This window comes from Azospirillum cavernae, assembly GCF_003590795.1.
Taxonomy (GTDB): Bacteria; Pseudomonadota; Alphaproteobacteria; order Azospirillales; family Azospirillaceae; genus Azospirillum; species Azospirillum cavernae.
On the sequence record NZ_QYUL01000008.1, the window covers coordinates 1 to 24389 of the forward strand.

General features: G+C 61.6%; 21 protein-coding genes. 8 read left to right on the forward strand and 13 right to left on the reverse strand.

What is annotated here, in order from left to right; genetic code table 11:
• Positions 1–257: 257 nt before the first annotated feature.
• The 3 genes from D3877_RS28960 to D3877_RS28970 all read right to left on the reverse strand — a co-directional run bounded on the left by D3877_RS28960 (position 258) and on the right by D3877_RS28970 (position 3638).
• On the reverse strand, positions 258–935 hold the full coding sequence (locus tag D3877_RS28960; RefSeq protein ID WP_119834272.1) for a hypothetical protein: 678 nt from the start codon (positions 933–935) through the stop codon (positions 258–260).
• Positions 936–1114: 179 nt separating this feature from the next.
• On the reverse strand, positions 1115–2188 hold the full coding sequence (locus tag D3877_RS28965) for a phospholipase D family protein (RefSeq protein ID WP_147395337.1): 1074 nt from the start codon (positions 2186–2188) through the stop codon (positions 1115–1117).
• A gap of 169 nt (positions 2189–2357) precedes the next feature.
• Positions 2358–3638, reverse strand: coding sequence for a hypothetical protein (locus tag D3877_RS28970; protein ID WP_147395338.1), 1281 nt, complete (start codon positions 3636–3638; stop codon positions 2358–2360).
• Between the two features lie 302 nt (positions 3639–3940).
• On the opposite strand from D3877_RS28970, the gene D3877_RS29680 reads away from it, so the two are divergent.
• On the forward strand, positions 3941–4267 hold the full coding sequence (locus D3877_RS29680; RefSeq protein WP_147395340.1) for a hypothetical protein: 327 nt from the start codon (positions 3941–3943) through the stop codon (positions 4265–4267).
• A gap of 311 nt (positions 4268–4578) precedes the next feature.
• Here the strand turns inward: D3877_RS29680 and D3877_RS28975 are convergent, their stop codons facing one another.
• The 4 genes from D3877_RS28975 to D3877_RS30760 form a co-directional block, all read right to left on the reverse strand.
• On the reverse strand, positions 4579–5004 hold the full coding sequence (locus D3877_RS28975; RefSeq protein ID WP_119834275.1) for a hypothetical protein: 426 nt from the start codon (positions 5002–5004) through the stop codon (positions 4579–4581).
• 539 nt (positions 5005–5543) lie between these two features.
• Positions 5544–6809, reverse strand: coding sequence for a TnsA endonuclease N-terminal domain-containing protein (locus tag D3877_RS28980; protein ID WP_158600058.1), 1266 nt, complete (start codon positions 6807–6809; stop codon positions 5544–5546).
• A 33-nt stretch (positions 6810–6842) separates the two neighbouring features.
• Positions 6843–8609 carry a DUF4236 domain-containing protein gene (locus D3877_RS28985; protein WP_119834277.1) on the reverse strand — a complete coding sequence of 589 codons (1767 nt, stop codon included), beginning with the start codon at positions 8607–8609 and terminating at the stop codon, positions 6843–6845.
• A 343-nt stretch (positions 8610–8952) separates the two neighbouring features.
• Positions 8953–9378: a hypothetical protein gene (locus tag D3877_RS30760; RefSeq protein ID WP_119834278.1), complete on the reverse strand. Its 426-nt coding sequence runs from the start codon at positions 9376–9378 to the stop codon at positions 8953–8955.
• A gap of 210 nt (positions 9379–9588) precedes the next feature.
• Between D3877_RS30760 and D3877_RS28995 the strand changes: the two genes are divergently transcribed.
• Positions 9589–10386: a hypothetical protein gene (locus tag D3877_RS28995; protein WP_147395341.1), complete on the forward strand. Its 798-nt coding sequence runs from the start codon at positions 9589–9591 to the stop codon at positions 10384–10386.
• Complete coding sequence (locus D3877_RS29000) at positions 10383–11006, forward strand: COG3904 family protein (RefSeq protein WP_119834280.1); 624 nt, start codon at positions 10383–10385, stop codon at positions 11004–11006. The genes D3877_RS28995 and D3877_RS29000 overlap by 4 nt, the downstream gene beginning before the upstream one ends.
• Positions 11007–11055: 49 nt before the next feature.
• Here D3877_RS29000 and D3877_RS29005 read toward each other — a convergent pair whose 3' ends face one another.
• The gene (locus D3877_RS29005; protein ID WP_211100301.1) at positions 11056–13203 is read right to left on the reverse strand and encodes a peptidoglycan-binding protein; all 2148 of its coding nucleotides are present in this window, start codon (positions 13201–13203) and stop codon (positions 11056–11058) included.
• A 326-nt stretch (positions 13204–13529) separates the two neighbouring features.
• Between D3877_RS29005 and D3877_RS29010 the strand changes: the two genes are divergently transcribed.
• Both D3877_RS29010 and D3877_RS29015 read left to right on the forward strand, forming a co-directional pair.
• The gene (locus D3877_RS29010) at positions 13530–13868 is read left to right on the forward strand and encodes a hypothetical protein (protein WP_119834282.1); all 339 of its coding nucleotides are present in this window, start codon (positions 13530–13532) and stop codon (positions 13866–13868) included.
• A 344-nt stretch (positions 13869–14212) separates the two neighbouring features.
• Complete coding sequence (locus D3877_RS29015; protein WP_119834283.1) at positions 14213–16351, forward strand: trypsin-like peptidase domain-containing protein; 2139 nt, start codon at positions 14213–14215, stop codon at positions 16349–16351.
• Between the two features lie 98 nt (positions 16352–16449).
• Here the strand turns inward: D3877_RS29015 and D3877_RS29020 are convergent, their stop codons facing one another.
• The 5 genes from D3877_RS29020 to D3877_RS29040 all read right to left on the reverse strand — a co-directional run bounded on the left by D3877_RS29020 (position 16450) and on the right by D3877_RS29040 (position 19699).
• Positions 16450–16881 (reverse strand): hypothetical protein, encoded by a 432-nt coding sequence (locus tag D3877_RS29020; protein WP_119834284.1) that lies wholly within the window; start codon positions 16879–16881, stop codon positions 16450–16452.
• A gap of 242 nt (positions 16882–17123) precedes the next feature.
• On the reverse strand, positions 17124–18200 hold the full coding sequence (locus D3877_RS29025) for a hypothetical protein (protein ID WP_119834285.1): 1077 nt from the start codon (positions 18198–18200) through the stop codon (positions 17124–17126).
• On the reverse strand, positions 18197–18742 hold the full coding sequence (locus D3877_RS29030) for a hypothetical protein (RefSeq protein ID WP_147395343.1): 546 nt from the start codon (positions 18740–18742) through the stop codon (positions 18197–18199). The genes D3877_RS29025 and D3877_RS29030 overlap by 4 nt, the downstream gene beginning before the upstream one ends.
• Complete coding sequence (locus tag D3877_RS29035; RefSeq protein ID WP_119834287.1) at positions 18732–19289, reverse strand: hypothetical protein; 558 nt, start codon at positions 19287–19289, stop codon at positions 18732–18734. Before D3877_RS29035 ends, D3877_RS29030 begins: the two co-directional genes overlap by 11 nt.
• A complete protein-coding gene (locus tag D3877_RS29040) occupies positions 19286–19699 on the reverse strand; it encodes a beta/alpha barrel domain-containing protein (protein ID WP_147395345.1) in 414 nt (137 codons plus the stop codon). The genes D3877_RS29035 and D3877_RS29040 overlap by 4 nt, the downstream gene beginning before the upstream one ends.
• Positions 19700–20090: 391 nt before the next feature.
• Between D3877_RS29040 and D3877_RS29045 the strand changes: the two genes are divergently transcribed.
• The 3 genes from D3877_RS29045 (at position 20091) to D3877_RS29055 (ending at position 23502) form a co-directional block, all read left to right on the forward strand.
• On the forward strand, positions 20091–21920 hold the full coding sequence (locus D3877_RS29045) for a replication initiation protein (protein WP_119834289.1): 1830 nt from the start codon (positions 20091–20093) through the stop codon (positions 21918–21920).
• Positions 21921–22496: 576 nt separating this feature from the next.
• Entirely contained in the window at positions 22497–22901 is a 405-nt protein-coding gene (locus D3877_RS29050; protein ID WP_119834290.1) for a hypothetical protein, read from the forward strand.
• Positions 22873–23502 carry a hypothetical protein gene (locus D3877_RS29055; protein WP_119834291.1) on the forward strand — a complete coding sequence of 210 codons (630 nt, stop codon included), beginning with the start codon at positions 22873–22875 and terminating at the stop codon, positions 23500–23502. The genes D3877_RS29050 and D3877_RS29055 overlap by 29 nt, the downstream gene beginning before the upstream one ends.
• Positions 23503–24389: the final 887 nt, after the last annotated feature.

Below are 24389 nucleotides of genomic sequence, written 5' to 3' on the forward strand. Positions count from 1 at the left end.
GCATCCTCCGATGGTGCGCTGGGTAATTCAGCACTGGCAAGCAGGCACGGCGAAATCGACAACATGACCAGCCTCGAATCCGGCATGGCAACTGAGGCCGCAGGCGTCAGCAGACTCTTGCAAGCATCATGCGCCAGACCGGCCGTACCGATCCCAAGGCCGCTGCCATTTATCTGCGAGAAAGCGACGCGTTTTGGAATGACGTTGCGGAGGCGATCTTCCAGGCTTGAGCCGAGATCAGGAATTCTTCGGTCCCGTCAGCGCATGAAGCGCTCGTATTCCGGCGGCACCGGTTCCTTGCGGACGATCCGCCGTTCCATCTCCTGCCCTTTCTCGATGCGCGCCGCCGTGGCTTCCGCCAGTTCGACGAAGGTGGGCCAGGGGCACTCCTCCGGTACGTCGAGCAGCGGATCGAGCATGAGTAGACGGTGGCGCGCCGCCGGCCATACGGCGTCGATATTCAGATCGAGCACGCAGGACGGTGACGACGTGATGGCGTCGACGACCCGCTGCGCCGTGAAGTCGATCTCGCGGTGGAGCGCATACGTGCGCGCCGGCCACGCGAGCAGGAACAGCAGGTCCGCGAGCGCCCGGTCGAGCCAGCGCGGGCCGTCGTCCGCCGCCTCGCCCTCCAGGGCCTCGGCGATCAGGTTCGGGTCGCATGCATCGATCCGGCCGGTGCGGACCTTCCATTCCAAAGCCTTCCAGATCAGCGAAGCGTCGGCGCCGTAGCGGGGCACCTTGTATTCGACCGGCAGTTCGGCCTTCTGCGGCCAGTGTCCGGCGAAAGCGGCCGGCAGTCCGAGCCGCTGGGCTTCCTCGATCGTCCAACGGCTGATCACGTCGGCGTGGTCGAGAATGTTGGCGAGGACGCGCAGTCCGTCGGCGGTGCACGCCTCGTTGGCTTGGTGGATGAGGTCGGGCAGCGTCGTCATCGTTATCTCCTCACCGGCAACCAACGTCAATGTGGGTTTGGGCTGATGACGAGCCCCTGATGGTCTGTCCAGCGTACCCGGTCTGATGCTCTACGGGATAGAGCAGTCGCCAACCTCTTAACCGGTTGTACGACGACGGAATCCGATGGGGCACGCATGCCGTCTTTTATGTTTTGTGTTCATGACGGTGCCTTCTCCGCTGCCCGCAGCACCACATCCAGTTGGGCGACTTCGCAGTCGAGGGCCTTGAAGCCACGGACAAGGGCGTCTTGATCTTCGGGCTTCAGGATGAGATGCGTCTGAGGAGAAAGGGGCGCCTTGGTCAGGTAACGAGTCATAACATTGACCATGCGCGCATACCCCCGTATCCGCACAGGAGCCGTGATCGGTGGGTCGCAGAACTCCCAGAACGCCGACACTCGCAGTTCCGGGTCATCCCAGGCCCGGTCTTCTCCTGTCCAGATTTCAACGACCCATGATCCTGGTGGGTAGCGCTTCTTGATCTCGGTCTTCTGCATAAGCCAGTTTGCGACCCCGCCCTCTACGAAGCCGCCCTCGCCATTCGTATAAACTTGGCCATTTGCTTCAATCTGGTCTCTTGCGTCGACGTCGGCCTGTTCATCGCCATATTCCGATGTGTGAGCGACGAAGAATGGCCGATCGTCAAAAATATGCCGATCAACGCGGAATGCTTCCAGGATTCCGACTTCTCTAGTGTTTCCGACTGTTTGAACATGATCGTTTAACGCACGAACCGGGCGCATTGACCGGCGACGTTTCCATTCCGCTTCGGCCAGTCGCAGAGTGGATTCCTTCACGGTCGAAGTCGTCGGGTCTGTCCATAATTTCTCGAACCAATCCCGGATGGTCGCAAGCGTTTGAGCGTCGTTGACAAGATATCCGGCTTCGTTGCCGGGGAGGTCGTCTTGGACCTCGGGCCCCTCAAGACCTAAGCCGTTCGCCGAGGCATTCGCCGACGAGATGATAGCCGCCGATGTAGACAGATAAACCTTGGCATGCATGCCGTCCCGTGTCCGGACTTTGCATCCGCGCTCGATGAGCATGCGGATTTCGTTTGGGTTGCAGGAACCGCTCCTCAAGTCGCAGACGATCCTGGAACCGGATCCTGGCTTGAGTCTTTCAGCCGCTCCTGCCCCCCAGAAAGCCACCGCCATGCACAACTCCGCTTTCCCGCGGCAAAGCCGCTGGATGCCCTCGCCCAGGCTGCTTCCGACAAGAAACGGGTTCGACATGAGGATCTCCTGCAATTATCATCACGTGTATTGGATGATGCGGCAAACACTATTTGGCTGCAACAGAACCGGCTAAAGCGATTGAGCCTGGGGGCGGACTCCATATGAAGAGATGAAGTGGACTGAGCGCTATCGACTTCCGATACGGCTGGCGGAGCCAGTCGGCCAGTCATCGACGGCCCTCCCAGGAGGTCAGGATCGTTCCGCCGCCGCTGGGCAACAGCAGGTGTGGAAATCGGCTCCATCCCTCCGAGATCTGTCGCGCATAATGCCGAGCCCTGATCAGCGGATGGCTCCTTGCGACCTCGTGCAGCGCCCCATCCCGGCCAAGTAACTCATCGGCAAGGCCCGTCATGTGGAGGTTGAGAATGGCGCAGGGACGCAGGGCGAACATGGCCTCAACCGCCTCGGGCTCCTGGCCGGGCCCCAATCGGTCTGCCAAGATCGCCAATGCCGCCGCCGGCGCTCGCCCAAGCCCTTGCCGACAATGCACGATGACGCGCTGCCCCTGATGCCGACGCCCCCACGCGAGGATCTGCCGCAGATGCTCCGCCGTCGGCGCATCGGGCCATCGATCGCTTTCGCAGTCTGCGCAGGCGATGACCGTCGGCTCGATCCCGTGGTAGCCGCGACCGTCATCGTCCTGTTCGTCGTCGGTGGCCGGTATCGAGCGTAGCGCCAGCACGGCCTGGATGGGTCGACCGGCGAGTTCCGCGCGCCGCATTGCGATGCCGACACCGGTTTGGCCGACGACGAGCAGACCGGAATCGTGGTCTTCGGCCCAGATGTCCCATTCATAGAGCCCGGATCCCGTGATCGGCGTCCCGCCGATGAGCATCGCGTTCCCGGCCCAGTCGCCTTCGACGACTGTCTGCCCACATCTGCAGGTCGTTTCCGCATCCGGCTTGGCGCGAATGATGTCGCCGCAGGCTAAGCACGGAATGCGGGTGACGGCATGGACATCCATCGCCCGGCGGCGCGACCAGGCATCCGGGCCGACCGGGGCGATGGCGTAGCGGTCGCGGTGCTGCTCGACGACGGGATCGAGGACGAAGACGCAACGCTCGCCGATGCCGTCCGTTGCGGTTCCCGTCTCCAGCAACCTTGTCACAAGATCCCGATTGTGGTGCGCGAGCATCACGCCGCCGTCCCGCTGAACCGACAGCACGGCTGTCGGTTTGCCGTCGATCTCCCGGATCGCCGGGACCACGTGCAGCGGGTGGTCCTGCTGGTCAACGATGCCCCAGAGGCAGGCATTCTCCAAGTCCTCGGCCTCGATATTGCTGGACAGCGCCATTGCGAAGCGACGCTGCTCCGGCGGCAATGACCATAGGATTGCCCGGACATACTCGTCGTGCGGCCAGCCGAGGGGGTTGCTGTCGGCTGTGTCGAGGGCCGCTTGCAGCGCCTCGATCAGCGTGCCTGCCGTGGTCATGCCATCCGAGCCCATGATCCCCTCCGTCAAGCCTGCAGCCCGATCACTGATCCAGTTGGATGATGATGGATGCCGTTTCCGACTTCCATCATGACGTCGAGCCGCTGAGCATCGGGATGAGGCGCGACCTTCTGGACAGTTTTGCTTGCAGTTGCCGGGCTTGCGCCTTTGACCTTCTACGACAGAGACCACAGCGCCGATCACCAGAACGGTACTCCTTGTCAGCCGGTTTGTGAGGAAGAGAGACCGATTCCCCTTGACTTTCAGCAAGTTTATGGGAATAAAATCCTTATTTATCACAACAAGGAGGATATGAGATGGGCAAAAATTTGGCTGATAGCCTGCGCGAGATTAAAATACGGTGCGATGAACGCCGAAAAATTTTGCAGGATCAAAACGCGCAACAAACCAGACTTCACCGCCTGCCAGAAAACGTGTTGCGTGATCAGATTACAAACGCGCGGAAAGAGGCTAACAGAATTCTGAAGGATGGCCGCTATAGCAGCGGCAACAAAGCCAAGGCACGATCGGACTACGAAAGCGTGCGCGTCCCAAACACGAATGAACTGGCGCGCCGGGAAATAGAGAGCGGAAATGCAGCCCTATTGCACCTGTTCAACGTCCCCGGCCACATTGGCGAATGAACCACCAGCGACGGATGAGCAACGCCCTGGTCGCTCTGGTCGGGCATGGCGGACTCCATCATGGAGCCTGGCGCGAAGGCTGCGGCACGCGTCAGGCATATCGGCGAGTGCCGCCATAGCCGACTTCACGTAGCCCTTCCGCATGCTTTGCCGATCTTCTTGATTCCATGCCCCTCATCAGCGAGCGGCCGACTCAGAAACCAGGGGCCGCGAGGTATTCATCCTCCTCCTGATCATCGGCGTTATCGACGGCGCACGGCTCATGCGTGGCGTCGACGGCAAAGGGAGCCGTAAAAAACTCGCGGGCCGTTTCAGCGATGACACCACGTCGGTGCGCTGTCGGGTTTGCGACCACCTCGTTCATCGCGCCGAGCAGCCTGCTGATGTAGGAGAAGGCCCTCGGATCGGCTGGCATCAGTTCCGCTGATCGAGGCGCACACCATGAAAAGATACATAAGGGCGGCCGCCCTGCTCGTGCTTTGCCTGGGAATGCAGGCTTGCGCCTCCATCACCACCGGAACGACCCAGTCCGTCGTCGTCGACACGACGCCGGTCCAGCAAGCCACCTGCACGATGCAGAACGAGAAGGGCCAGTGGACCGTCATCCGCACGCCCGGTGCGGCAACGGTCTCGAAGGCGTACGGACTGTTGTCGGTCCAATGCCGGACCGAGGCCGGGCACACTGGATCGTCGTCGGTCAACTCGACGACGGCCGGAGCCGCCTTCGGCAACATCATTGCTGGCGGCCTCGTCGGCGCGGCCGTCGACATAGGATCCGGAGCCGCATACCAGTATCCGGCCCAGGTTCTCGTCTCGTTGTCGTCGCCGGCGGGTTCGCCAGCAACTGTGGGAGCCCTGGTTGCGGCACCGCCTGCACCCGCTCAGCCCCTTGTCCTGTGCCGCCAGCGGAAGATCGAGGAATACCGGGACGAGACGTGGTGCAGGGAGGCTCGGGGCAAGGCGATCCATATCGGTCCTCCCCCACAGCCGGCAACCGGAGCGATCACCTCCGTCACACCACCGACGGCAGGAGGATCGTCCTTCAGCACCGCGCCGCCTGTGGCGTCCGGTCTGGTTCCGGCGCCGATGGGAGCAAGGAGCCATCGTCGAAGGAAGCGTGCATGGCGAAGAAGGGGTTTATCGGGGCCTGATCGCGCCACCGGCCTTTCCTCGGCTGATAATGTGAGCCATTGTCCTGCGGATTGCTCCGGCAGGGGTGAGCGAGCCTGGAGGGTTCTCAGGTTTCCTACGCGCTTTCCGGACGATCGGGCCATCATCAAGCCCGAGACGCCGGTGCGCTCGCCTGCTGCGGGAGAAGAGATTTCCACCCGAACTCTGCCGGTACGCGCCGGATGAGCCAGAAGGGCTCGCGTTGGAGCACGAGGTCGTTTCGGAGCAGCAGAGCGGTCAACTCCTGACCGCGAAGCCTTCCGACGGCTGGATAGCGGGACATGAAGTCCTGACGTCGGATTCCCGTCTCATCGACTGCGGAGATGAAATCCGCAAGCCTCTCCACAGGCGGCACGGGATACTTCATGAGATCCCCAACGCCCAATCCGGTTTCGTCGGCCAGTAGATATCCCCATCCATTCGCCTTGCAATAGCGCCTGCCGGCAACCGCTTTTCTCAGCGTATCGATGGCGCAGATTTCCAAAGACGACTTCACCTCGACGACCAGCACCCGACCGTCGTCCATCCGCAGCATCAGATCCGGATAATAGACACGCTCGCTTCCGAGCGCGCGGTAGGAGATGGCCAGGGGCTGGACACGGTACCAATCCACCGTCGACGCAGCGTCGATCTGCTCAATGTACGCTCGCTCAGCCTTGGATTCATGTGGAATGAGGTCGTATCCGTCTCGTTTGCTGCGAAACCGTCCGACTTTGCCGCCCGATATGCCGACGCCCAACGCGCGCCTGTTCGGCGACTCAAGAGGAAGACGCAGGCATCGGAAGGAGCGCTTATGGTAGAGCCTTGGAATTTCCCGAACGGGCTTCACGCCAGCGGGAGGAATCGCCGGAGGGCGATCACTATCGGGAAACCATGCCTGGGACAGCAACCGCTCGACGAATTGCTCGGGCGTTCGTGGAGAGAGGCGAGTGGAGCCGGTCCGGATTTCGGCTGAAACGCTGGCGGCAAGCGTGGAGAAGGTTTGTCTGCTGACAGACTTTTCGGAGATGATCTGCAGAACGAAACGGACCTGCATTGCCGGATTCGATGCCGACTCTCCGTTGTACAGCCAGTCGAACAAAGCCTTTGCGAGATCACGATCCACCATGATTCCACTGCGCATTTCTGCAACCAATCCCGCTTCGGTCGTTTTTCGGAACTTGATCTTATGGCGTAACTTCCTGCGGCCTTCCTTCAGCGCACTCTGCACCCTGCCTGGCTTGATCTCAAGCATCCGCGCCACCGCCGCCATGGTTCTTGCGGTGCCTTTTTCAGGAAGACCGAGATACAGACGGATGATCGATCGCGTCTCCTCCGGCTCGATTTCATCCAGCAGCGCATCCAGAGCGGTGAAGAATTCGTCAACGACCATCGTCAAAATCGCCATTGTGCAGGGCAGCATGTTTCAACGTGGCGCGCTCTCGACCAGGCTGCGATGCATCCACCCCCGTGGCTGAGTTTCTCCAACATGGAACCATTCGCCGCTTGTAGAGAAGACGCTGAGACGCGTGCCCGCCGGCGCTGAGAAAACCACGGTCGAGGTCCGTGAAGGTTCGCTCCTGAGATTTGCCGCCTGTGCTTTGACCACGACTGTTCCCTGGAGAGGTTCAGAAGTGCTCGGCGCGCCCTGCTTGGTTTCTTTGACCGCCACTGCCGGAGGCTCAGGCGCTTTTGCATCGCTCGGCTTGGCGGAGTCCATATCGAGGGCGTTGACAACGAACACTGTTGGAACCGGAGTGTTCGTCTCGTCCGCTGAACGGGCTTGGCCCACCGACTCCGACTTCACGTTCATCACCGGCGCCGTGGGGTAATGCTTTGCTCCAAATCCCAACATTCCCAATAAGCCCATGACCACCAACGCGTCACCGACCAACGCCAGCGGTGCCGGGCGTCCTTTGACCACCGGATCCAGGGTTTCATCCAGGATGTCTTCCGGTGTCTCTGCCTGATCGAAGGGCGGCGAAGCGGCCTCTACATCTGGACGCTTCCGCGCCAAGGCATTCAGAACCTGCCGATAGGCTTCGAATTTCGTGCCGAACGCCTCTGCCGCAGGCGCGTTGCTGACCATATACTCTTCATTCAACCCGGTTCCGCTTCTGAAGGTGAGGCGACCGTACTCCACGATGGGGATCTGATAGTTGCTTTTGAAGCGCCGGTCGGGCGAGCCGTCCTTGTTCGTTTTCGCCCAGGTCTGTCCGATCACCCTCGTGTCCCTTGGAACACGGCTGGCTTCATGGAACGGCTGCGGGCGGTAAGCGATCGTGACCTCTCGAAGGTCGATCAGGGCGAACTGGCGTCCCTGGTCACGCATCATGACGAACCCTGGGTAGAGATGGATGTCGCTGCCGTTGGCGTTCTCAAATACGATGGCCGGAAATTTCGTGTTCAACAGGTCGGAAGAGCGCCGGGACAGGCGGATCGGCTTCAGGGAAACGGCGTTGGCGGCCAGCGTGCGCTCAGCGCCCTGGTTGGTTCTGACCGAGGAGGTGACGTCCCAGATGGTGTCACATCCACCCAGTCGGCCAAAGGCCGTGCTGAGTGCCTCATGGGCTGCGAAAGTTTGTTCGTCAAAGGCGAAGTCCAGATCTATATGGCAGGCGAGCAGTTCCGCTTCGAGTTCTTCGATCCTTCGGTTGAGATCGATGACGGCCTGTTGACGTGCCGGGATGCTGCTCCAGAGGAAGAGGCGGACGATGAAGCGTCTGGCCGACCGGAGTTTTGCGTCGGCAACTGTTTTGGAGAATTTGGCGTTTCCGATGGCGGTGCGCACCGTCTCGGTCCTCTGATCGGCCTCGTTGATGAGTTTCTTGAGTTCGCCAAGCCCGGCGCTGGTCAGTTGCGACAAGGCTGCGCTGCGGATTTCCCCTTCGGAAAGAACCACGTGGTTCGGCCGAAAATCGTGGGGTGAGAAATCTTCAAGATCACGCTGGGGCGGTGCGTGGAAATTGCTGGCTCCGGTTGTCGGGGACAACGGCGACGAGGCCGTGGAACGGTCCAGACGGGTTCGGTAGGAGAGGCCCGTTCCCGGCAAGCCTACCGTCAGATAAGAACCACGCTCGCTGATGTTCACGCTGGCGCCACGAACGCCAAGGGTCGTGCTGATCCCGCCGCCGCTGAAATTCAGGCGTACACCTGGAAATAGCGTCACGCTCTTCCTGAACCGGAACCCCATGCATCACCTGCCCTAGCATCATGATAAATTTACGAGTGTGCTTATTGTGTTGCAACCACAGTTTTTCATATTGGTGGTCGGCCTGCGGACTTGTGTGCTTTCCACGAAGGCGTGAGGCTTCGCACGCGAAACAGTCACGGCAAATGGCTCGGTCAATCGGCCATCAGGTTTCGACACAGGACCGTCGGCCTCAAACCACCTCGACGGAATTCAGAACTTCCAGGATCTCGATGGACATGCCCCCTGGCCCTTCGTAATAGTGGGTCGCCTATCCGCCGACATCCGCTTGAGCGGCACCGCCGAAGACGATCGGGGAAAGAGCGACGATGTCCCCGGCCCCCGATCAATACCGGTAGGCGCCGGCAAACAGATCCCCAAGCGCCCGGCGCAAGAGGATGGTGACGCGGAACCGCCGGCGATGCTCTTCACGGTCGTGGAGCATGTGGCAGCGCTGGCAGAGAGCCACCAGATTGGCCGGCCGGTTGTTGGTCGGATCATGGTCCTTGTGGTAGGCCGCCAGGATCACCCTTGTCCGTTTCATCGTGGCCGCCTCGACGATGTCGGGCCAAGGCACCTGATGGCCATGGTTGTCGCGCCAAGTGCCGACATCGTTGTCATACCAGCGGCCGTCCGGCAGGCAACGGACTTCGCGGTCGTGAGGCCGGGCGCAGTGCTGGCTCCGCCCTTCCGCCACCACGAACCGGATGCGCTGGCTGATCTGCGGCCAGTCGATCGGATACAAGAAGCGGTAGCGTCTCTGGATCGGCATGCGCCATATATAGCATGGTCCGGCATTTGAGGTGAATGCTGATGATTGACCTGTGACCATCACCTGAAAGGTCCAGCGGAGCGGCGGACAGGCAGTGCTTGGCCCAGGTGCTCGGGCGAAAGGCGACGTTGACTTCATCGGAACAACCCGTAGCATCATCCGAAAGGGGCTCATCAAACGGGGGTGGATATGGGCCGGATGCGCAAAGGGATGGTGGTGCTGACGCTGGGCACTAGCCTGCTGGTCGGGGGTTGCAACGCCCAGAACGCGAAGGAGGCTGGCGGTGCGCTCGGCACCGTGTTGGGTGCTGTCGCCGGGATTGCGATCGGCGGCAACAGCGACATGGGCGCGGCCGGCGGCGCCCTCTTCGGCGGCGTGGCAGGCTTCATCGCCGGCTCCCTGGTGGGCCAGATCATCGACGACGTCGACCGGGCCAAGCAGCGGGAAGCCACGCAGTCGGCGCTGAACGACGGCACGACGATCCAATGGACGAGCCCGAAGAACTCCGGTGTCTATGGCCGGACGGAGATCGTCAGCACGCGAACCGTGCCGACCGGCTCGGCTCCAACAGCCGGCACGCAGACGGTCACGATGCCGAATTCCGAGACGCCCTACCGTGGTCCCGTGGTCTACTGCGATCCACGGAACGGAAAGCCGTACCGCCTGGAAGCCTCCCGATGCCCGAGCAACGGTAGAGTCGTAGAGATCTCGCCAGCGCGATACGCCGCCATGGCACCTGATGCGGCACCTCAACCGGCTGTGACGCCTTCGCTCCGGAAAGCCGAGACGGAAAAGCCCGTTAGGAAAGAGAAGGTCCAAACGGCCTCAATTCCATCGGACATACCGTTGAAGCCAGCACCAGCCTTCCAACTGCCGGCCATGACGCCGATGGAAACGGTCTGCCGTGTTGCCCGCGAAGTGGTTTGGATCGAAGGGAAGGAGCAGGTCGATCAGGTCGAGTATTGCCGCGCGCCAGGGGCCTCGGCTTGGCAGAAGAAGGCGGCATGAGGCAGGGCGTCGTCGGATTGGCTGCGCTGCTGGCCAGCGTCCTATCAGTGCCGGCGACCGCCATCACCCTGGAGCAGCGCTCGGCGGCTGGGCAAAGCATCCTCTGGGTCACCGGCGAGTTCCTCCAGCAGGATGGGCCCAAGTTCAGGCGGGCCGTGCAGCAGGCCGGCCGCATCGACGAGGTCTGGTTTTCCTCACCCGGCGGCAACGTCATGGCGGCTTTGGAGATCGGCCGTTTCCTGCGAAAATCCGGGCTGGCGACGCGGGTGCCGAAAGGCGCCTCCTGCGCCAGCGCCTGCACTTATGCCTTCATCGGCGGGGTGTTCCGAGCGGTCGATCCGACCGCCAAGGTCGGCGTCCACAACAGCACCGTCAGCGGCAATGACGAGTTGATTGCCAAGGTCACCCGCATGATCCGTGAAAACGGAGTCGCTGGCGCCTATGCCGTCGTGAACATCGTCGAGCGCGCGGCCGCATCTATTGCGGCAGAGCAATCGCGCTACCTGATGGAGATGACGGTGTCGTCGGAGTTGATGCGACCGATAACCGACACCTTCAGTGTCGATATGCACTGGCTCACGCCGACGGAACTCCGACGCTACAACGTCGTGAACGAGTAGGCGCTGTTGGGTCAGAGCCTCCGCTCCGGCTTGCTATCAATCGCCACATCTATCGGCCGATGAGAGCCTCGACTTGTGGGGCCGTGAGTTGCCCGGTCGATGGAAAGCCCTGGACGGACTGCCAGCGCCTGACCGCCTCGACCGACCTCCCGCCGAAGGCGCCATCCGCCTTGCCGGTCAGGTGCCCAGCAGCGATCAACGCCTTCTGAACCTTGATCGCCTGATCCCTCCCGAGGACAGCGGGGATGGCTTTGACGGCTTCGGGATCAGGAACCGGCGCCGCCGCAGGAGACGCTTTTGCACTGGCTGAGATCACGCCGTCGTTCGCCTTGTCCGCGGCGCGTTGAAGCCGGTCATGGTACCGCTCCCTGAGATATATCGGGGCATAGGTGACGGTCCCGCTTGAACGGGTTTCCTTGGTCGGATCCGCGATGGTGGCATCGTCGATGGCCAACCCGAACTGTGAAGCCGAAACTCTGCCTTGGCCGGCGGCATCGAGCGCCCGAAGACTTTCACCCCGGAACAGGTCGGACAGGTCGGCGCAGGCGGATCCCGAGGATTTGCCCGGCATCAGGTACGGCACTTGTTCTGCATACCGGTTCGTTCCTGAAAACCCAAGGGAAACGCTTTGGTACCGATATGCTATCGGAGTGTCTCCTGTCTTCGCCGCAGAGTAATTTGGAAAGAATTGAAGCGTGCTTGTGACACCGGGCGGCACCGGCTTTCCATTGAGCCTGAGGAAAAGCGCAACGTCTTTGACCGCGAAGTCTCCTTTGTTCACAACCTTGATGCACATCTCGGGATGGCCGATGATGTCCTGGCCAACAGTCACGCTCAGTTGCAGTTGTCGCTGGATGTCATCCTTCGCGACAGCCGCCAGAAACGCCCTCCTCATATCCGCGGCGTCTCTATCCGCCCGGTCCGCCTTTTCGTTCAGTTCATTGAATCGGCTGTCTGCGTCCTCGGCTGGAGTGAGCGCGGCAAGTTCGGCGACGAATGGCGCGAGGGCGGCATCGTATTCGGCTCTGGCAGCCGCTTTGGCGTCTTCCAGCACATGCCTCCGAGCGTCGTGCTCCGCCTTCTGCTGATGAAGGTCAGCCTCCCAGACGGCCTTCATCGCCTCTCCTCGCGCCTCCAGGGCGACAACGCGCGCGCGGGCTTCCTGGGCGGGGCGCTCGGCTTCGGCGACGGCATCAGTGCCTTTCGCCAAGACGGATTGCGCCAGCGACAGCGCCTCCCGGCGGGGCCGGATGGCGGCTTTATCCTCGGAAATTCTGGTCTGAGCAGCGGCGATCCGCTGTCTGGCCTCATCGCGGCCGACTTCCGCGAGGTTTACGTCACAGGCTGCATCACTTTCCTTCGGTTCACTCTCCTTCGCCATGGCAAGGGAAACCCCGGCCATCGTTTCGTCCCGTTCCAGGAACCGGGTCATGCCGTCGATGGCGTAGCGGATATGATTGCGGGCCCTTTCCGTATAGGTGCCGCAGAAGTTGGTCTTGACCCGATCAATCGATTGCTTGGCCTTGTAGAGCGTCGGCAGGTGAATGCCGACCGCGATGCGGGCGGTCATGGTCGCTGCGAGGAAGGCCGGGGTGAATTCCTGCAGAATGGCTGCGACCTCCTCCCGCTCCTGGACCGCGCGCCGGGCCAGAGCGTCTAGTTCTGCGGCATCGCCAGCGTCAAGCCGTTCTACACGTCCCCGCTCCTGCTCGATCTCCTTTCCAGCAGCCTCGATCCGGCTCTGGGCTCGTTCGATCTCGACCTTGAGGACGGAAATCTGGCTCTGGGCCTGAACAAAGGCTTCCTGTGATGCTTTCGCCTCAATCTCACGCTCGCCCAGCAAGGATCGAACGCTTTCCAAGTCCTGCTCATGCTTGGCCTTCGCCTCCACAGCAGGCAGGCGTGTCCGATGAGCCTCCAGCGCCAGAGATGCCTCGGTCAGCCGCCCTTCCGCACTGCTCGAAGCAGCCTTTTGGCGGTTCAGGATATCAGTGCGCTTCTCTTTGTATTCACGTCGACGTGCTTCTGCCTCGGCCTTGGCGGCGTCCCGATCCTTCGCAAGGGTGCTGGCAGACCGTAGGGCGTTGACGTAGGCGGCTTCGGCAAGGTCGGGATCGGCTTTCACGCCTTGTGCAAAGGCAGCCAGCGGGAGGAGCATTATTATGGCCGACGCTGCGAAAGGAATTCGAACCGACATCCGCCACTCCAATGCGATGCTCAACTCAATGAAGCAGCCTACCATGAGGGAAGTTGGCCTTTGCAGATGACTTTTCGGTTGAGCATGGTGGATACGACATCCCATTTTGGATGCCACGCGCACAGACTGCGCGGTGCATCGAAACGAACCTGTTTCTGCACTACGGTGGTGTGAGGCAATTTGATGAAGCATAGGAGCAGTCCCCTGGCGACCGCTCGACCAAACTCTCCCGCCTCGTTGAAACAGAGCCTGGTATTACCTTCTCGACGTGGGCACCACTACGGAGTAGAACGCGAACTCGTCAAAAGTCAAAGCACCGAACCGACATGCACGACTTGGTCAACATGGAAGCCGACGATACGGAAGCGGTGACGATTCGAGTCGTCGATCTCCGCAAGGGCCCGTTAGGCAGCAAACTTCTCGCCCTTTTTGACGTCGCCATCATGATCGCCGGTGTCGAGTTCCTCGTACGCGGTCTGCGGGTCAGCCGCGAGGTGGTGAACGGTGTCCATGCGACGTCGGTCACCTCTCCGCTGCATCGCGACACCGATGGCCGCTGGGCAGGAACGGTGTCGTTCTCGCCGGAAATCCTTCAGTCGATGACGGACATCGTCCTTGATGCCTGCATTGACGCCGGCGTTTGCCGGCGCGTTGAAGAAGCCTAACGGCCTTTGAGAGAAGACGTTGAATCGTGGCGATGACGTGGAATATGCAGTCGGCGCATATGCCGTCCCTATCGACGCCCACCTTGTCGGCTCACCGCGTATGACGCTGATGCCTTTGGCTTACTTTCGGCCACAGGTCATCTGTCCCCGCCCATGCCCGATGCACGTCGGAGCGATGGTGGTGACGCTCAATCCCAGCCTTCAGTGAGACGCGCAGAGCGGAACATTAGCCAACGATACAGCCATGACAGCGTATCGCGTCCTGTAACGCGGCTCTTCGTTGCATTACCATCGGCGTCAGGACCAATTATGCATTTCATGCATTTTCTCTGACGGAGACGTTCATGGCATGGTCGCTGTGCCGGACAGCAGCAGCGGGATCATTGGCCATCGCCATGGGTATTTGCGGATACGGCCCTGCCGATGCCGAGTCCCGCATCAGCATTGTTGGCGAAAGTGGCGCAAAGCGCATCATTGTCGATGGCCAGCCCCTGTTCGAAGACAAATCCTCCATGAACATGGAGGTTGTACGGGAATGGAAGGAAGGGCCTGCCGCCGGACTCGCTCTCGTCGCGCACTACAGCGGTGGTAACGCATGTCCGGCGACATACAGTGTCGTTGACCTAAACGGTCCTGTCGCCCGTATGTCCGGAGAGTTCGGCACCTGCTCGGATTTGATGGACGAATATATCGGCAACGACACCATCGTCTTTGCATTCCCAGGCAACACAAAGGCATGGACCTACAGCAAAGGTGGCTTGGCTGAGGTTCCTCGCGTGCCCGACGCAGAACATACCGCCACCGGCGTCGCCGCATACCAAGCGGGCGACTACAGCCGCGCTCTTGCTCATCTCTGGTCCGTGCGCCAAGGACGGGATCCCCAAGCATTCTATACCCTTGGCTTGATGGCGCATCTGGGCAGGGGCGTGCCTCAAGATTACGCAAAGGCCCGGCAGTTTTACCTGGAGGCTTCGGACCGCGATCTGCCGGTGGCGTTCTTCCGCATCGGCGTGCTGCACGCCAATGGCCGGGGCGTATCGAAGGATTTGGCCGAGGCCAACCGCTGGTATCGCAAGGCTGCTGAACGAGGCGACGGGCTTGGGCAATACAATCTTGGCCTGAACATTCTGACCGGTGCCGGTAGTAAGAAGAACGACGCCGAAGCCCTCTACTGGATCACTCTGGCGCGCGAGAGGCTGCTCGATCCGAAAGACCGTGCTGCGGCCGAGCGGAACATAGCGATAATTGAGGGACGCCTGACGCCGGAACAGGCCAGATCAGTCAAGACCTCGGCAGCGGCGTGGAAGCCCATGGCGGTCGATCCTTTCGCCGACGCCGCTTCACTGCGTGCCTGGGTCGGCTCCCACCCCTGGACCCGCCTGAAAGGCATGGCGTTGCTCGACGTACCAGGGCTGCGGTCACGTCTCGTCACCGCCCTCGGCTCCGAGCAAGTCTCCGGTTTGGCCAACCTCGACCTCGCCGGCAATGTTCAGGAGAACGCAGGATGGTTGATCGCCGGCGGCTGCATGCCGCACAGTTGCGACTCGGACCAGTATGTGTATGGGGTCAATCTCTCGACGTTCGAGGTGCTCGCCTGCGTGTCGAAGTGGAGCCCTGCCACCTCCGGCAAAACGGTGATATACGGAAATTCCAGCGGCGTTCGTGCCGAACGATCCATCTCATTGAGAGCCGAGGGATGCCCAAAGGCGAATGGCGCCGTGCCTGCAATCAGGGCGGCGCTTACACCAGCGGCTCCCATCATTCCCCCGATCGTCGCCGCCGCGCCTCCAACGGCGTCGCCACCTCTGGGTAGTGGCGCGGCTACGATACCGCCCGTCCGCCCGGAGAGCAGGAAGCAGTCTGCATCGGGAAGTGGGTTCGTCGTTACGATGGCCGGTCACATTCTAACCAATCATCACGTTGTCGAGGGGTGTCGCAGCCTTTCCATCCGGCGCGGCCAGTCCTCTACGCCGGCTCGGCTGGTGGCGGCCGATCGGAAGAACGATCTTGCCGTCATGAAAGCCGACATCCAGGATTTGGCGGTGCTGCCGTTCCGTGACGGCCGCAGTATCCGCCCAGGGGACAGCGTCGTTGCCGTCGGCTATCCGTACGCAGGCTTGTTGTCGACCACAGCCCAGGTGACGACCGGTACCGTCACCTCTCTGGCAGGCATCGCCGACGACACACGGTATCTGCAAATCTCGGCGCCGGTTCAGCCTGGTAACAGCGGCGGACCGCTCCTCGATGCCGGCGGAACGGTAACAGGCGTCATTGTCTCGACCTTGAACGCCTTGACCGTCGCAATGACCACCGGCAGCGTGCCACAGAACGTCAACTTCGCCATCAAGCCGTCGGTGGCCAGAGCGTTTCTCGATGCAAACGGCATCGACTACACATCCTCCGTTCCGGAGGCGAAGATGGAACCAGCCGATATCGGAGAACGCGGCGCGAAGAGCACCGTCATGATCGAATGCTTCGACTGAAAGCAGGAAACTCGGCACAGTCCGAAGACTGGTTCAAACATGTCAGCGGATACGAAGAGCATTTCCCCGAGGCGTTTCCTGCGAGCGGATCGTCCTCGTCAGGCAACGACCCGTTCGCGTTCCGAAGCCCGAACGGCCGCCGGTCGGGACAGCGTGCAAGTGGATCCAGCCGCCCGCAGCGCCTTCCGGAACATGGCGACGCTTTCGCGATCCGGCAGCGTGCTGCGCGTCACCGTCAGAACGATGTCGCTGTACGGTCGCAGGCGGTGGGGATCGCCTGGCGCCTCCTCGACCACGCGCCCTTGCCGCAGCAGGTACCAGCGCCAGCGGATAGCGTCACCGGAAGACGCTCCCTGCCAGATCTCCAGTGCCGCGGCGGCGATGGTACCGTGACCGACCTCGGCGACATCGTGATGGACGGTGACGTGATGATCGCTGGCGAGGTGCAGGAGCAGGTGGTGCACCGAGAGCGGGCCGGCCGTGCTGATCGGAATGCTGCCCTCCACCGGCTGTTCGTCGGCCTCGTTCATTGCTCCGCCTCCCCGCCCTTTCCGCGACGATACGTCAGCAGAGAACGGAGAGGCAACGATCCCACAGCGTTGACGAGACGCAGAGACCAGTAGAGCACTGCATTGATGGCGGAATGCCGACGCTCGATTATGGCGTGATCAGCCCGAGGGCAATGGCCCGCGCAACCGCGTGGCTCTCGACGCCAAACTGGCTGCGGACGAAAAGATCCGCAAGGAGCGCGAGGAAAAGTCGAAGGTCGACGTCAAACTTTGATCCTCGACGTGATCCGCCTTGCCGCCCGCCAGATCCGCCGCCGCAGTCCTTCGTCCGCGTAATGACCGTCCCCGAGCAACGGAGACGAGATTCGCAGCCGGTCCATCGTCTCGCTGCGCTCGGTGATCCGCCGACGGAGATCGGCAACAGGCAAGTCGAGCAGGGCGCGCCACTTGGCGACGTAATCCGGCTGCGGGCGACCATCGTCCGAGGGACGGACGCGGAGGCAGGCCCGTTCGAGAAGGTCCGGCTCGTGCGGCAGTCGGCGAGCGATCAGGCGGTGCAGCATGCGCTTGGCGATGTCGTTGACGCGTTCGGCATTGTGCTTCGCGTTCCGTTCGCGGACACGGTCAGGCGTCATGTGTGTCCAACCACCGATGCGGACGACGCGCTCAAATGCTGACGGACCACCGTCCACCCCGCCGACGACCGCCAGTGGCTTGCCGCCAAGCACACGCAACGCCTCCCGCAGCCGTTCGAGCGACACCGGCTCACCGTCGTTGGAATCCGCCGCCGGGACCACAACGCTGAGCAGATGCTCCACAAGATCCTCCAGCGCCATGGCGTAGTCGTCGTCGGCCAGGATTCCCTCATCGCGCGCGTTGATCGCCGACCCTAGCGGGCCGCTCATCCGCTTTGCCATCGCCGCGACCGGGTGCTGGGCGGCTTCCTCGGACTCGCGCTCAAGACGCGCCTGCTCGGTGACGGCGAGCATCGCCGCTATGAGCGACGCCGCCGACCCTTCAGGCGGCGGAGGCGGATCGAGGGGAAGGCGAAGGCGATGCAGAACCCGCTCGGTCGCCTCGTCGGGCTGTTGCGCGTTGCCACCGACCGCGCCGTCGATGGCGGCGGCGACGAGTTCCGCCGCTGTCTGGCGACGGTCGCGTCCGCGCAGCACGCCGACGGCATCGACGCCCACGGAACCGGTCGGCGACGGCGCTTCGACGACGGACCAAGCGTAGTCGCCGGTCCGCTCGTCACCCCCGATCCGGGCGACGATGATGTCCGCGATGCGGCGAATCTGTCCGCCGTTGGCCGGATGGATCTCGATGGCGGCGCGGATCACGACGGCGATTCCTCGGCCAGCGGCTGATCGCCGCTCCGTCTTTTTTGACGCCTCTCGGCCCAAACCTGCGCCCGGTTGCGATTGACATTCCAGGCCAGGGCGTTCTCTGCGGTCAGGGCATTGAGGATCTCCAAGACATGCTCGATCAGCACCTCGCGGTCCCTTGCGTCGAACACACGCAGGCGGTCGTTGGCAATCGCTCTCAGATCGATGCCGTCGCCCGGATCGGCGGAGACGATTCCGCTGACGACGTCGTTAATCGCTCTCTGAATCAAGGGATTCGCCAGCAGCCGCTGGCCGTGGACCCAGCGGTTACGCGCGTCGGCGAGTTCGGCATCGCTCAACGCCGGCGCGATTACGATGCCCGTGGCCGTCGCACCGGTCGGCACGAGGTCCCACGCTGCAGGCTCCATTGCGCCCGCCGGCGCACTGCAGCGGCATATCCGCGGCGTGACCGCTGCCTCGGGCGACGCGGGATCGATGCCGGCATGGATCCAACCGCAGAATGGGCAGCGCAGCGCAGGATGTTGTTCAGGCTGCATCGTCAGCCTCGTCGAGCCGCCCCAGCGCGATGGCCAGCCGCTGGGCGTCGGGCAGCGCGCGGTGCTCCTGGGGTATCTGCCGTCGAGCCTCGTCCATTGCCGCTTCGGTGAGCGGATGCGGTGGGATGCCTGACTCTCCGGTCCATCCGATGTTCCGTCTCCCGTGCAGAACCGACTGGCACGCAGCCCAGAAGCACGACAATTCGAACGGCACCTTCCGGCCGGCGGCGACATACAGACGGCGCAACCAGAATCCGTCGGCCAGCCGCGCGTCGGATAAGACGGTCCAGCCGCCGGACACGAACTCGGCCAAATCCTGGGCGACCGTCTCGACCGGGAAGCCGTCGCTCATCAGGAGGTCGAGGGACAGGCCGTGGACGTCAGCGGAGTCGTCGCTCCATGTGCCAGTCTCAAGCCACTCCTCGGTCGGCGTGATGAGCCACGAGCGCGCCTGCCCGTCATCGCGAACGACCGCGACCTCGACCGGGTAGGTCAGATCGTCGTCGAGGCCCGACGCCTCGATATCGAGGAATGCTCGTCGGCTCATCGCTCGTTCCCCTTCTGAACCTCGACACCCAGCCACTCCGCGTCGTCGTCGAGGGCGTCCTCAATGCGCTCATGCTGCGCTGCCAGCGCCAGCAGTTGCTCCGTCGCAGCGATCGCATCGTGATAGGCGGCGAGCCGTTCACGCAGCATGTCCACCACCGGAAAACGGCCATCGCCGACATCGTCGACGACGACCCAACGGATGCAGCCACCGGGGAGGCGAGCAAGGACGGCAGCGCTGTGGCATTCCCACCCGGCGTGCAGCATCGGTGCCCAGCCCAAGACCTCCACCTGATCCGGCGCCACCCGCAGGCGCTTTGCCGCCTCGGCGACCCGGTTCCGGAGCCACTGCGGCGGGTTGCTCGCATCCTCCAACCCCTTCCGGGCGACAATTCGATCGGCTTCTTTCATTGCCTCCTCCACAACCGCTCCTGAAGGCTCAAGGGCTGCCGCCGGCTTATCGACCTCAGCACGTCGGCGTGCCTGCTGGTTCGCCTGATTGATGATCGATGGATCGAGGACCATAGCAATCTGGCGTCGGATCGTTGGAGGTGGCGTGCGGCGTTTCGTTGGCCAGCCTTCGGCTGCTGTTCAAGCGCAATCACCAAGGCTCGCCTGCCTATACAATTTCGGAATTACAATAGTATGCTAATCGCCTTTCAGATTCAAGACGCGTGATGCATCCGTCCCTGACGGCCTGTATCTGATTCGGTTCACCCCGTGGACAGAACCTGCAGCCGGCCCAAGACGCAGCCCGCCTTCGAAAGACCGTGGTTCCTTGGGCATTTCATGAACGCTGTCCATGCCCGCCAGATTTGTGTCGAAGACACCTGTGATTGGCCTGACCTTCATCCTCAGAACAATTGTTTTTCGACCAAAAGTGATGAATGTAACCCGCCAGATTTGTGTCGAAAAAGCCAAGAGAGATTTGGGGATCGACAGGTACGCCTTTCTACCGATCCGTTTATCAGTGACAAAAATGCTGGTTCTGGTTTGTCCAATGCTCGGTGTTTCTGAGCGAAGGGCTATATGGTGGCGTCAAATTTCAAACTCTCACGCGCGCACGCGCGTTATGTATTCTATATATATCCTAGAGGAAAATTTCCCATTTTTTATCAACGAGTTACGATGTTCTCCAACACAAATCCGGCGGGTTTCGACACAAATCTGGCGTTTCCCGACATCGATTTCTCGACAGATGTCAGGAAATCGCATCAGGAAAAGAGGCGCGGCTACAGCATCGAAACCCCGCAGCCTTTCTGCGCATGATCGCACTGGTTCAGCCACCAAGCCATCGCGGTATCGGCACGCAGATCACGTGCCACGCGCTTCGAAACACAAGCGTCAAAATCAGGTGTTAATAAAATTCGGATATGATATAATTTTCTACACCATAAAACATGTTGGAGGTACCTTGAGATCGCAGCCTACCATCATCCCTGCCTACGACATCGCTCCGTTTGGCCCCTCGGAGACGCAGGGTGATGTCAACTGTGCGGTGCCGATCGCCTCTCCGATCATCGCGACCGAATCCGATCATGCTGGCAACCTGGAGGGTGCCGACACTGAAACGGATGCCGATCTCCTGGCAATGCCTGGCGCTCATGATGGACAGCCGCCCAAGATCTTCGGAAACCTGATCAGCCCGACGTCACACAGCGGCTACCCTCTCTGGCTCGGCGCCGTGCATGTCACCCACATCAGCGGCCCGGAACTCACCCACCTTGATCGCCAGATTTGGACCTATCTTGTGGCTCGCGCATACAACCGGATCGGTCTGGACGACGAGCATCGGATTCCGTATGTCGAGATCCGCGAACAGATGAACGAGCGCATGGTCCTGGTCGCCGGTGAAGACGGCAACAAGTCGGTTCGGCGGGCGACGAGCGGCGGACATGAGTCGAACGACCGCATCAGGGAAGCGATCGCCAAACTCCAGAAAACAATTGTTGCTTGGGACATCTTTGACGAAGATGAACGAACATCCCAGTCCATCAAACCACTCGCCAAGCCGGGACGGCCACCGAAGGGTGTGAAACGAGGTGATCGCCAGAGCCAGTTGCTGGGTTCGACTGGGCACGACTACGGCCACGGAGGAGAGCGCGTTCTGCTGTATTCTTTCCCGGTCCATCTGCGCTCGCTGCTCGGCAATCCAACAACCTTCTCCTACCTGCGCACGCGGGTCGTGTTTTCGTTCACCAGCCAGTACGCGCTGCGCCTTTACGAGACGCTCCAGCGCTATGCGGACCGCCGCATCAAGCCATGGCTTCTTCGCGTCGATGTGGACCGGCTTCGCCTTCTCATCGGAATCCGTGAAGGCCAATTGCAGGGCTTCGGTCGGCTTTGGCAGCGTGCCCTACAGCCTGCCCTGGAGCAGATCAACGCCTTCGCCGAGTTTGAGGTTGCCTGTGAAGTGCACCGTGGCAACGGCCGCGGTTCCCCTGTCGAAGGAGTGACCCTGACCGTCAGGCCCAAGTCTGAGGCCGCCGCAGTTCAGACACTTTACGACGCTGGACCCGCTGCCCGCAGGAATAGGCGAGCCGTCCCCGACGTTGCGGATCGCCAGGCCGAAGCGGCGGTTGGCGCAACCGCGAAGACGAAGCGGATAAGCCGATTCAAGCCACGAGATTGAATTCGGAAATTATTTGACATGTCTGTGTAAATTGCGCACTCTGAATCGTGGCAGAGACGTGCCGGGGCACCTGGGCCTGAACGCGTCGATGAGTTCCTCGTCTCCTTCTCGACATCGACCGATCCACCGCGATCGGCTCCATGATCGACGTAAACTAGGATCGAGCGCAGCGAGCCGCTGAACGCGAAGGGGGTCCGCAGTGTTCGAATCCAATCCCATTGTCACCATCACGTCCGTCGAGAGCCTGCGCGACCTGAAGAATGCAATACGCACCGCCCTTCCTATCCTGGGCAGCGGCCACGCCGGCGAGTGCATCGCCCGTGGCTTGCGCCGCAGCACGCACGATGGGCTCGTTTTCGAAATTCGCTCCGGCTCCATCACGACGGAAGCGGATCCGGCTGCCTTTGCGCGCCGCGCCGCCGAACTCGGCTATGCGCAGACGGACACTGCGACGCTGGAAGCCGCCTTCGTGGCCGCTATGAATGGCTTGGCGGCCAAGGTGCAAGACACCACTCCGCCAACCGCCGATCAGGTCGGCCGCGCCTACGCCCGCGCCAACCTTGGTGCGGTGCGGAGATGCTCGCCATCGACGGCAACACCGGTCTTCCGTTCCCGAATCCCGGCTCCGTCGAGCGCGCGAAGGAAGCGCTATTCGCTGCCGGCGACTGGAGATCGGTGGCAGAAGACGCGCTGTCGGCCGCCGGTTACGAGCCGGACGAGGATAGGAAATTCGAGAACGACCTGCTCGATGAGTTCCGGGACGGCGTGGCCCGAGAGACGGCCAGGATGGCCGCCGAGATCGCCGCGAAGGAAGTCAACCGACTGGCGAATGCCGTTTCCGAGTTGTCGTTCCTCGACGTGGTCGAGGCCCTGCAGGAAGGACGCCTCGCCCCGGAAGCAGTCGATTTCGAAGATCTCGTTCGAAGATCTCGGCCGCGTTCACGCTGCCGATTTGATCGGCGACGGCACAATCGACTTTGACGTCCACGAAGACGATTTCGAAAATGGAATCGAAGGTCACGTCAATAGCGGCCGCGATGACGTGCTGTACGCAGCCGAAGCGGCCGGATACGACTGCGCTCTCGCCCGTGAAGTCGCCGAGGAGTACGTCTCCGTCGCGACGGAGGTGTTGCGGGAGGCGTGGGCAGTCGCGCAGGCCGACGTAATCAACATGATCAACAACGCCCTCCGCGACGAACGCTACATTGTCCGCAGTGTCACAGAGCAGCACGTTGATCTGCATGTTGCCGACGGACAAGCCGGCTTCGGGTATGCCGAGGTCGTGCTGACGGCTCCTGGCTTGCCGACGATCACGGTACAGGGTGAAGCCACGTTCCTCGTTCCAGACGGTGCCAACCAGGTCGACGATGCGGATGTGGAGGTGGAAGAGAACACCGGCATCGATCCCGAGGAGCGGATCACGGTCGTAGGCTTGTCGGGCAGCAGTGGGCGCGAGATCGTCCACGAGGTGATCCGCAACCACGCCTTCGAAAAGGCGATGAAAGGCATTGTCAAGAAGGCAATCGAAACCGTCATCGAACGGCGTTCTGCCAGTCTCGACGAAGGCTACCCCACCCTCTGACATCGCCCTGAATGGGTCCTCGTCCCGCTGAGTTGCTCTCAGGGAAATATCTTTCCGAAATCATGTCGAGCGATACAAACATCCACCTAACGGGGCGACCATGAGCAAGATCGACGCTACCATCTCCGACACAGCCGAGAACTTGGCGACACCCGTTGGCAGACACGCCAAGGGCCAGCACGATCCGATCTGCGCCGGCTCGCATGACGGCTGGTACAGCGTTCGTGTCGCCGGCGAAGCACCGGCTCGGCGACTGATCCTGCCGAGGCCCGCGGTACAGCGTGGGACTACTGGTAGCCGATCCGTCTGTCGAACTTGTGGCGAGCGATGCTGCCGATTCCATTCATCACCCTGGAGCAGGCCCATGCCGTAGATCGCAACCTGCAGCAACTCCCCAATGCTGAGCAGGAGCGTCACGCAGATGCTGCCCGCCCCCGAACGCTGTCAGCAGATCGTTCCAGCGTCCGGCGCCCGTACCTCGCTGCCGAGCCGACGGTGAGCCGCGGAAGTAATCTTTGGCACGATTGCCTTCGCGATGCAGGCCATAGGTCGCTGCGCCCGAAAGCCGACGTCGTCGATGCTGCAAGGCGTTGTCGACGGCAGTTTACGTGGACTGTCGTTGCCTTGGTAGCCGCATTGACCGTTTCCGATTTCCCTACTTTGCGACTCTTCAGCGGGCTGAAACACCGACCATCACATCTCAAGCATTGCGGCTCACCACGCTGAAGCGGTAGCCGGGGTCTCTGTGAAGCGCAGCAGGCATGCGCGATCGTCTGTGTAAATAATTTCGGAAAACCGTTAACATTCCACCATAAAATTGGATATCATAAGTCTTGACTGTCGATCCTGAAAATTGACACGCAAGGCCAGTTCGTTATCGCTTTTAG

Excerpts from the sequence above, each read along its gene's own strand:
- D3877_RS28960 (WP_119834272.1), bottom strand. The coding sequence starts at position 935 with ATGACGACGCTGCCCGACCTCATCCACCAAGCCAACGAGGCGTGCACC.
- D3877_RS28965 (WP_147395337.1), bottom strand. The coding sequence starts at position 2,188 with ATGTCGAACCCGTTTCTTGTCGGAAGCAGCCTGGGCGAGGGCATCCAG.
- D3877_RS28970 (WP_147395338.1), bottom strand. The coding sequence starts at position 3,638 with ATGGGCTCGGATGGCATGACCACGGCAGGCACGCTGATCGAGGCGCTG.
- D3877_RS29680 (WP_147395340.1), top strand. The coding sequence starts at position 3,941 with ATGGGCAAAAATTTGGCTGATAGCCTGCGCGAGATTAAAATACGGTGC.
- D3877_RS28975 (WP_119834275.1), bottom strand. The coding sequence starts at position 5,004 with ATGATGTTGCCGAAGGCGGCTCCGGCCGTCGTCGAGTTGACCGACGAC.
- D3877_RS28980 (WP_158600058.1), bottom strand. The coding sequence starts at position 6,809 with ATGGTCGTTGACGAATTCTTCACCGCTCTGGATGCGCTGCTGGATGAA.
- D3877_RS28985 (WP_119834277.1), bottom strand. The coding sequence starts at position 8,609 with ATGGGGTTCCGGTTCAGGAAGAGCGTGACGCTATTTCCAGGTGTACGC.
- D3877_RS30760 (WP_119834278.1), bottom strand. The coding sequence starts at position 9,378 with ATGCCGATCCAGAGACGCTACCGCTTCTTGTATCCGATCGACTGGCCG.
- D3877_RS28995 (WP_147395341.1), top strand. The coding sequence starts at position 9,589 with ATGGTGGTGCTGACGCTGGGCACTAGCCTGCTGGTCGGGGGTTGCAAC.
- D3877_RS29000 (WP_119834280.1), top strand. The coding sequence starts at position 10,383 with ATGAGGCAGGGCGTCGTCGGATTGGCTGCGCTGCTGGCCAGCGTCCTA.
- D3877_RS29005 (WP_211100301.1), bottom strand. The coding sequence starts at position 13,203 with ATGTCGGTTCGAATTCCTTTCGCAGCGTCGGCCATAATAATGCTCCTC.
- D3877_RS29010 (WP_119834282.1), top strand. The coding sequence starts at position 13,530 with ATGCACGACTTGGTCAACATGGAAGCCGACGATACGGAAGCGGTGACG.
- D3877_RS29015 (WP_119834283.1), top strand. The coding sequence starts at position 14,213 with ATGGCATGGTCGCTGTGCCGGACAGCAGCAGCGGGATCATTGGCCATC.
- D3877_RS29020 (WP_119834284.1), bottom strand. The coding sequence starts at position 16,881 with ATGAACGAGGCCGACGAACAGCCGGTGGAGGGCAGCATTCCGATCAGC.
- D3877_RS29030 (WP_147395343.1), bottom strand. The coding sequence starts at position 18,742 with ATGCAGCCTGAACAACATCCTGCGCTGCGCTGCCCATTCTGCGGTTGG.
- D3877_RS29035 (WP_119834287.1), bottom strand. The coding sequence starts at position 19,289 with ATGAGCCGACGAGCATTCCTCGATATCGAGGCGTCGGGCCTCGACGAC.
- D3877_RS29040 (WP_147395345.1), bottom strand. The coding sequence starts at position 19,699 with ATGAAAGAAGCCGATCGAATTGTCGCCCGGAAGGGGTTGGAGGATGCG.
- D3877_RS29045 (WP_119834289.1), top strand. The coding sequence starts at position 20,091 with ATGCCCGCCAGATTTGTGTCGAAGACACCTGTGATTGGCCTGACCTTC.
- D3877_RS29050 (WP_119834290.1), top strand. The coding sequence starts at position 22,497 with ATGCTCGCCATCGACGGCAACACCGGTCTTCCGTTCCCGAATCCCGGC.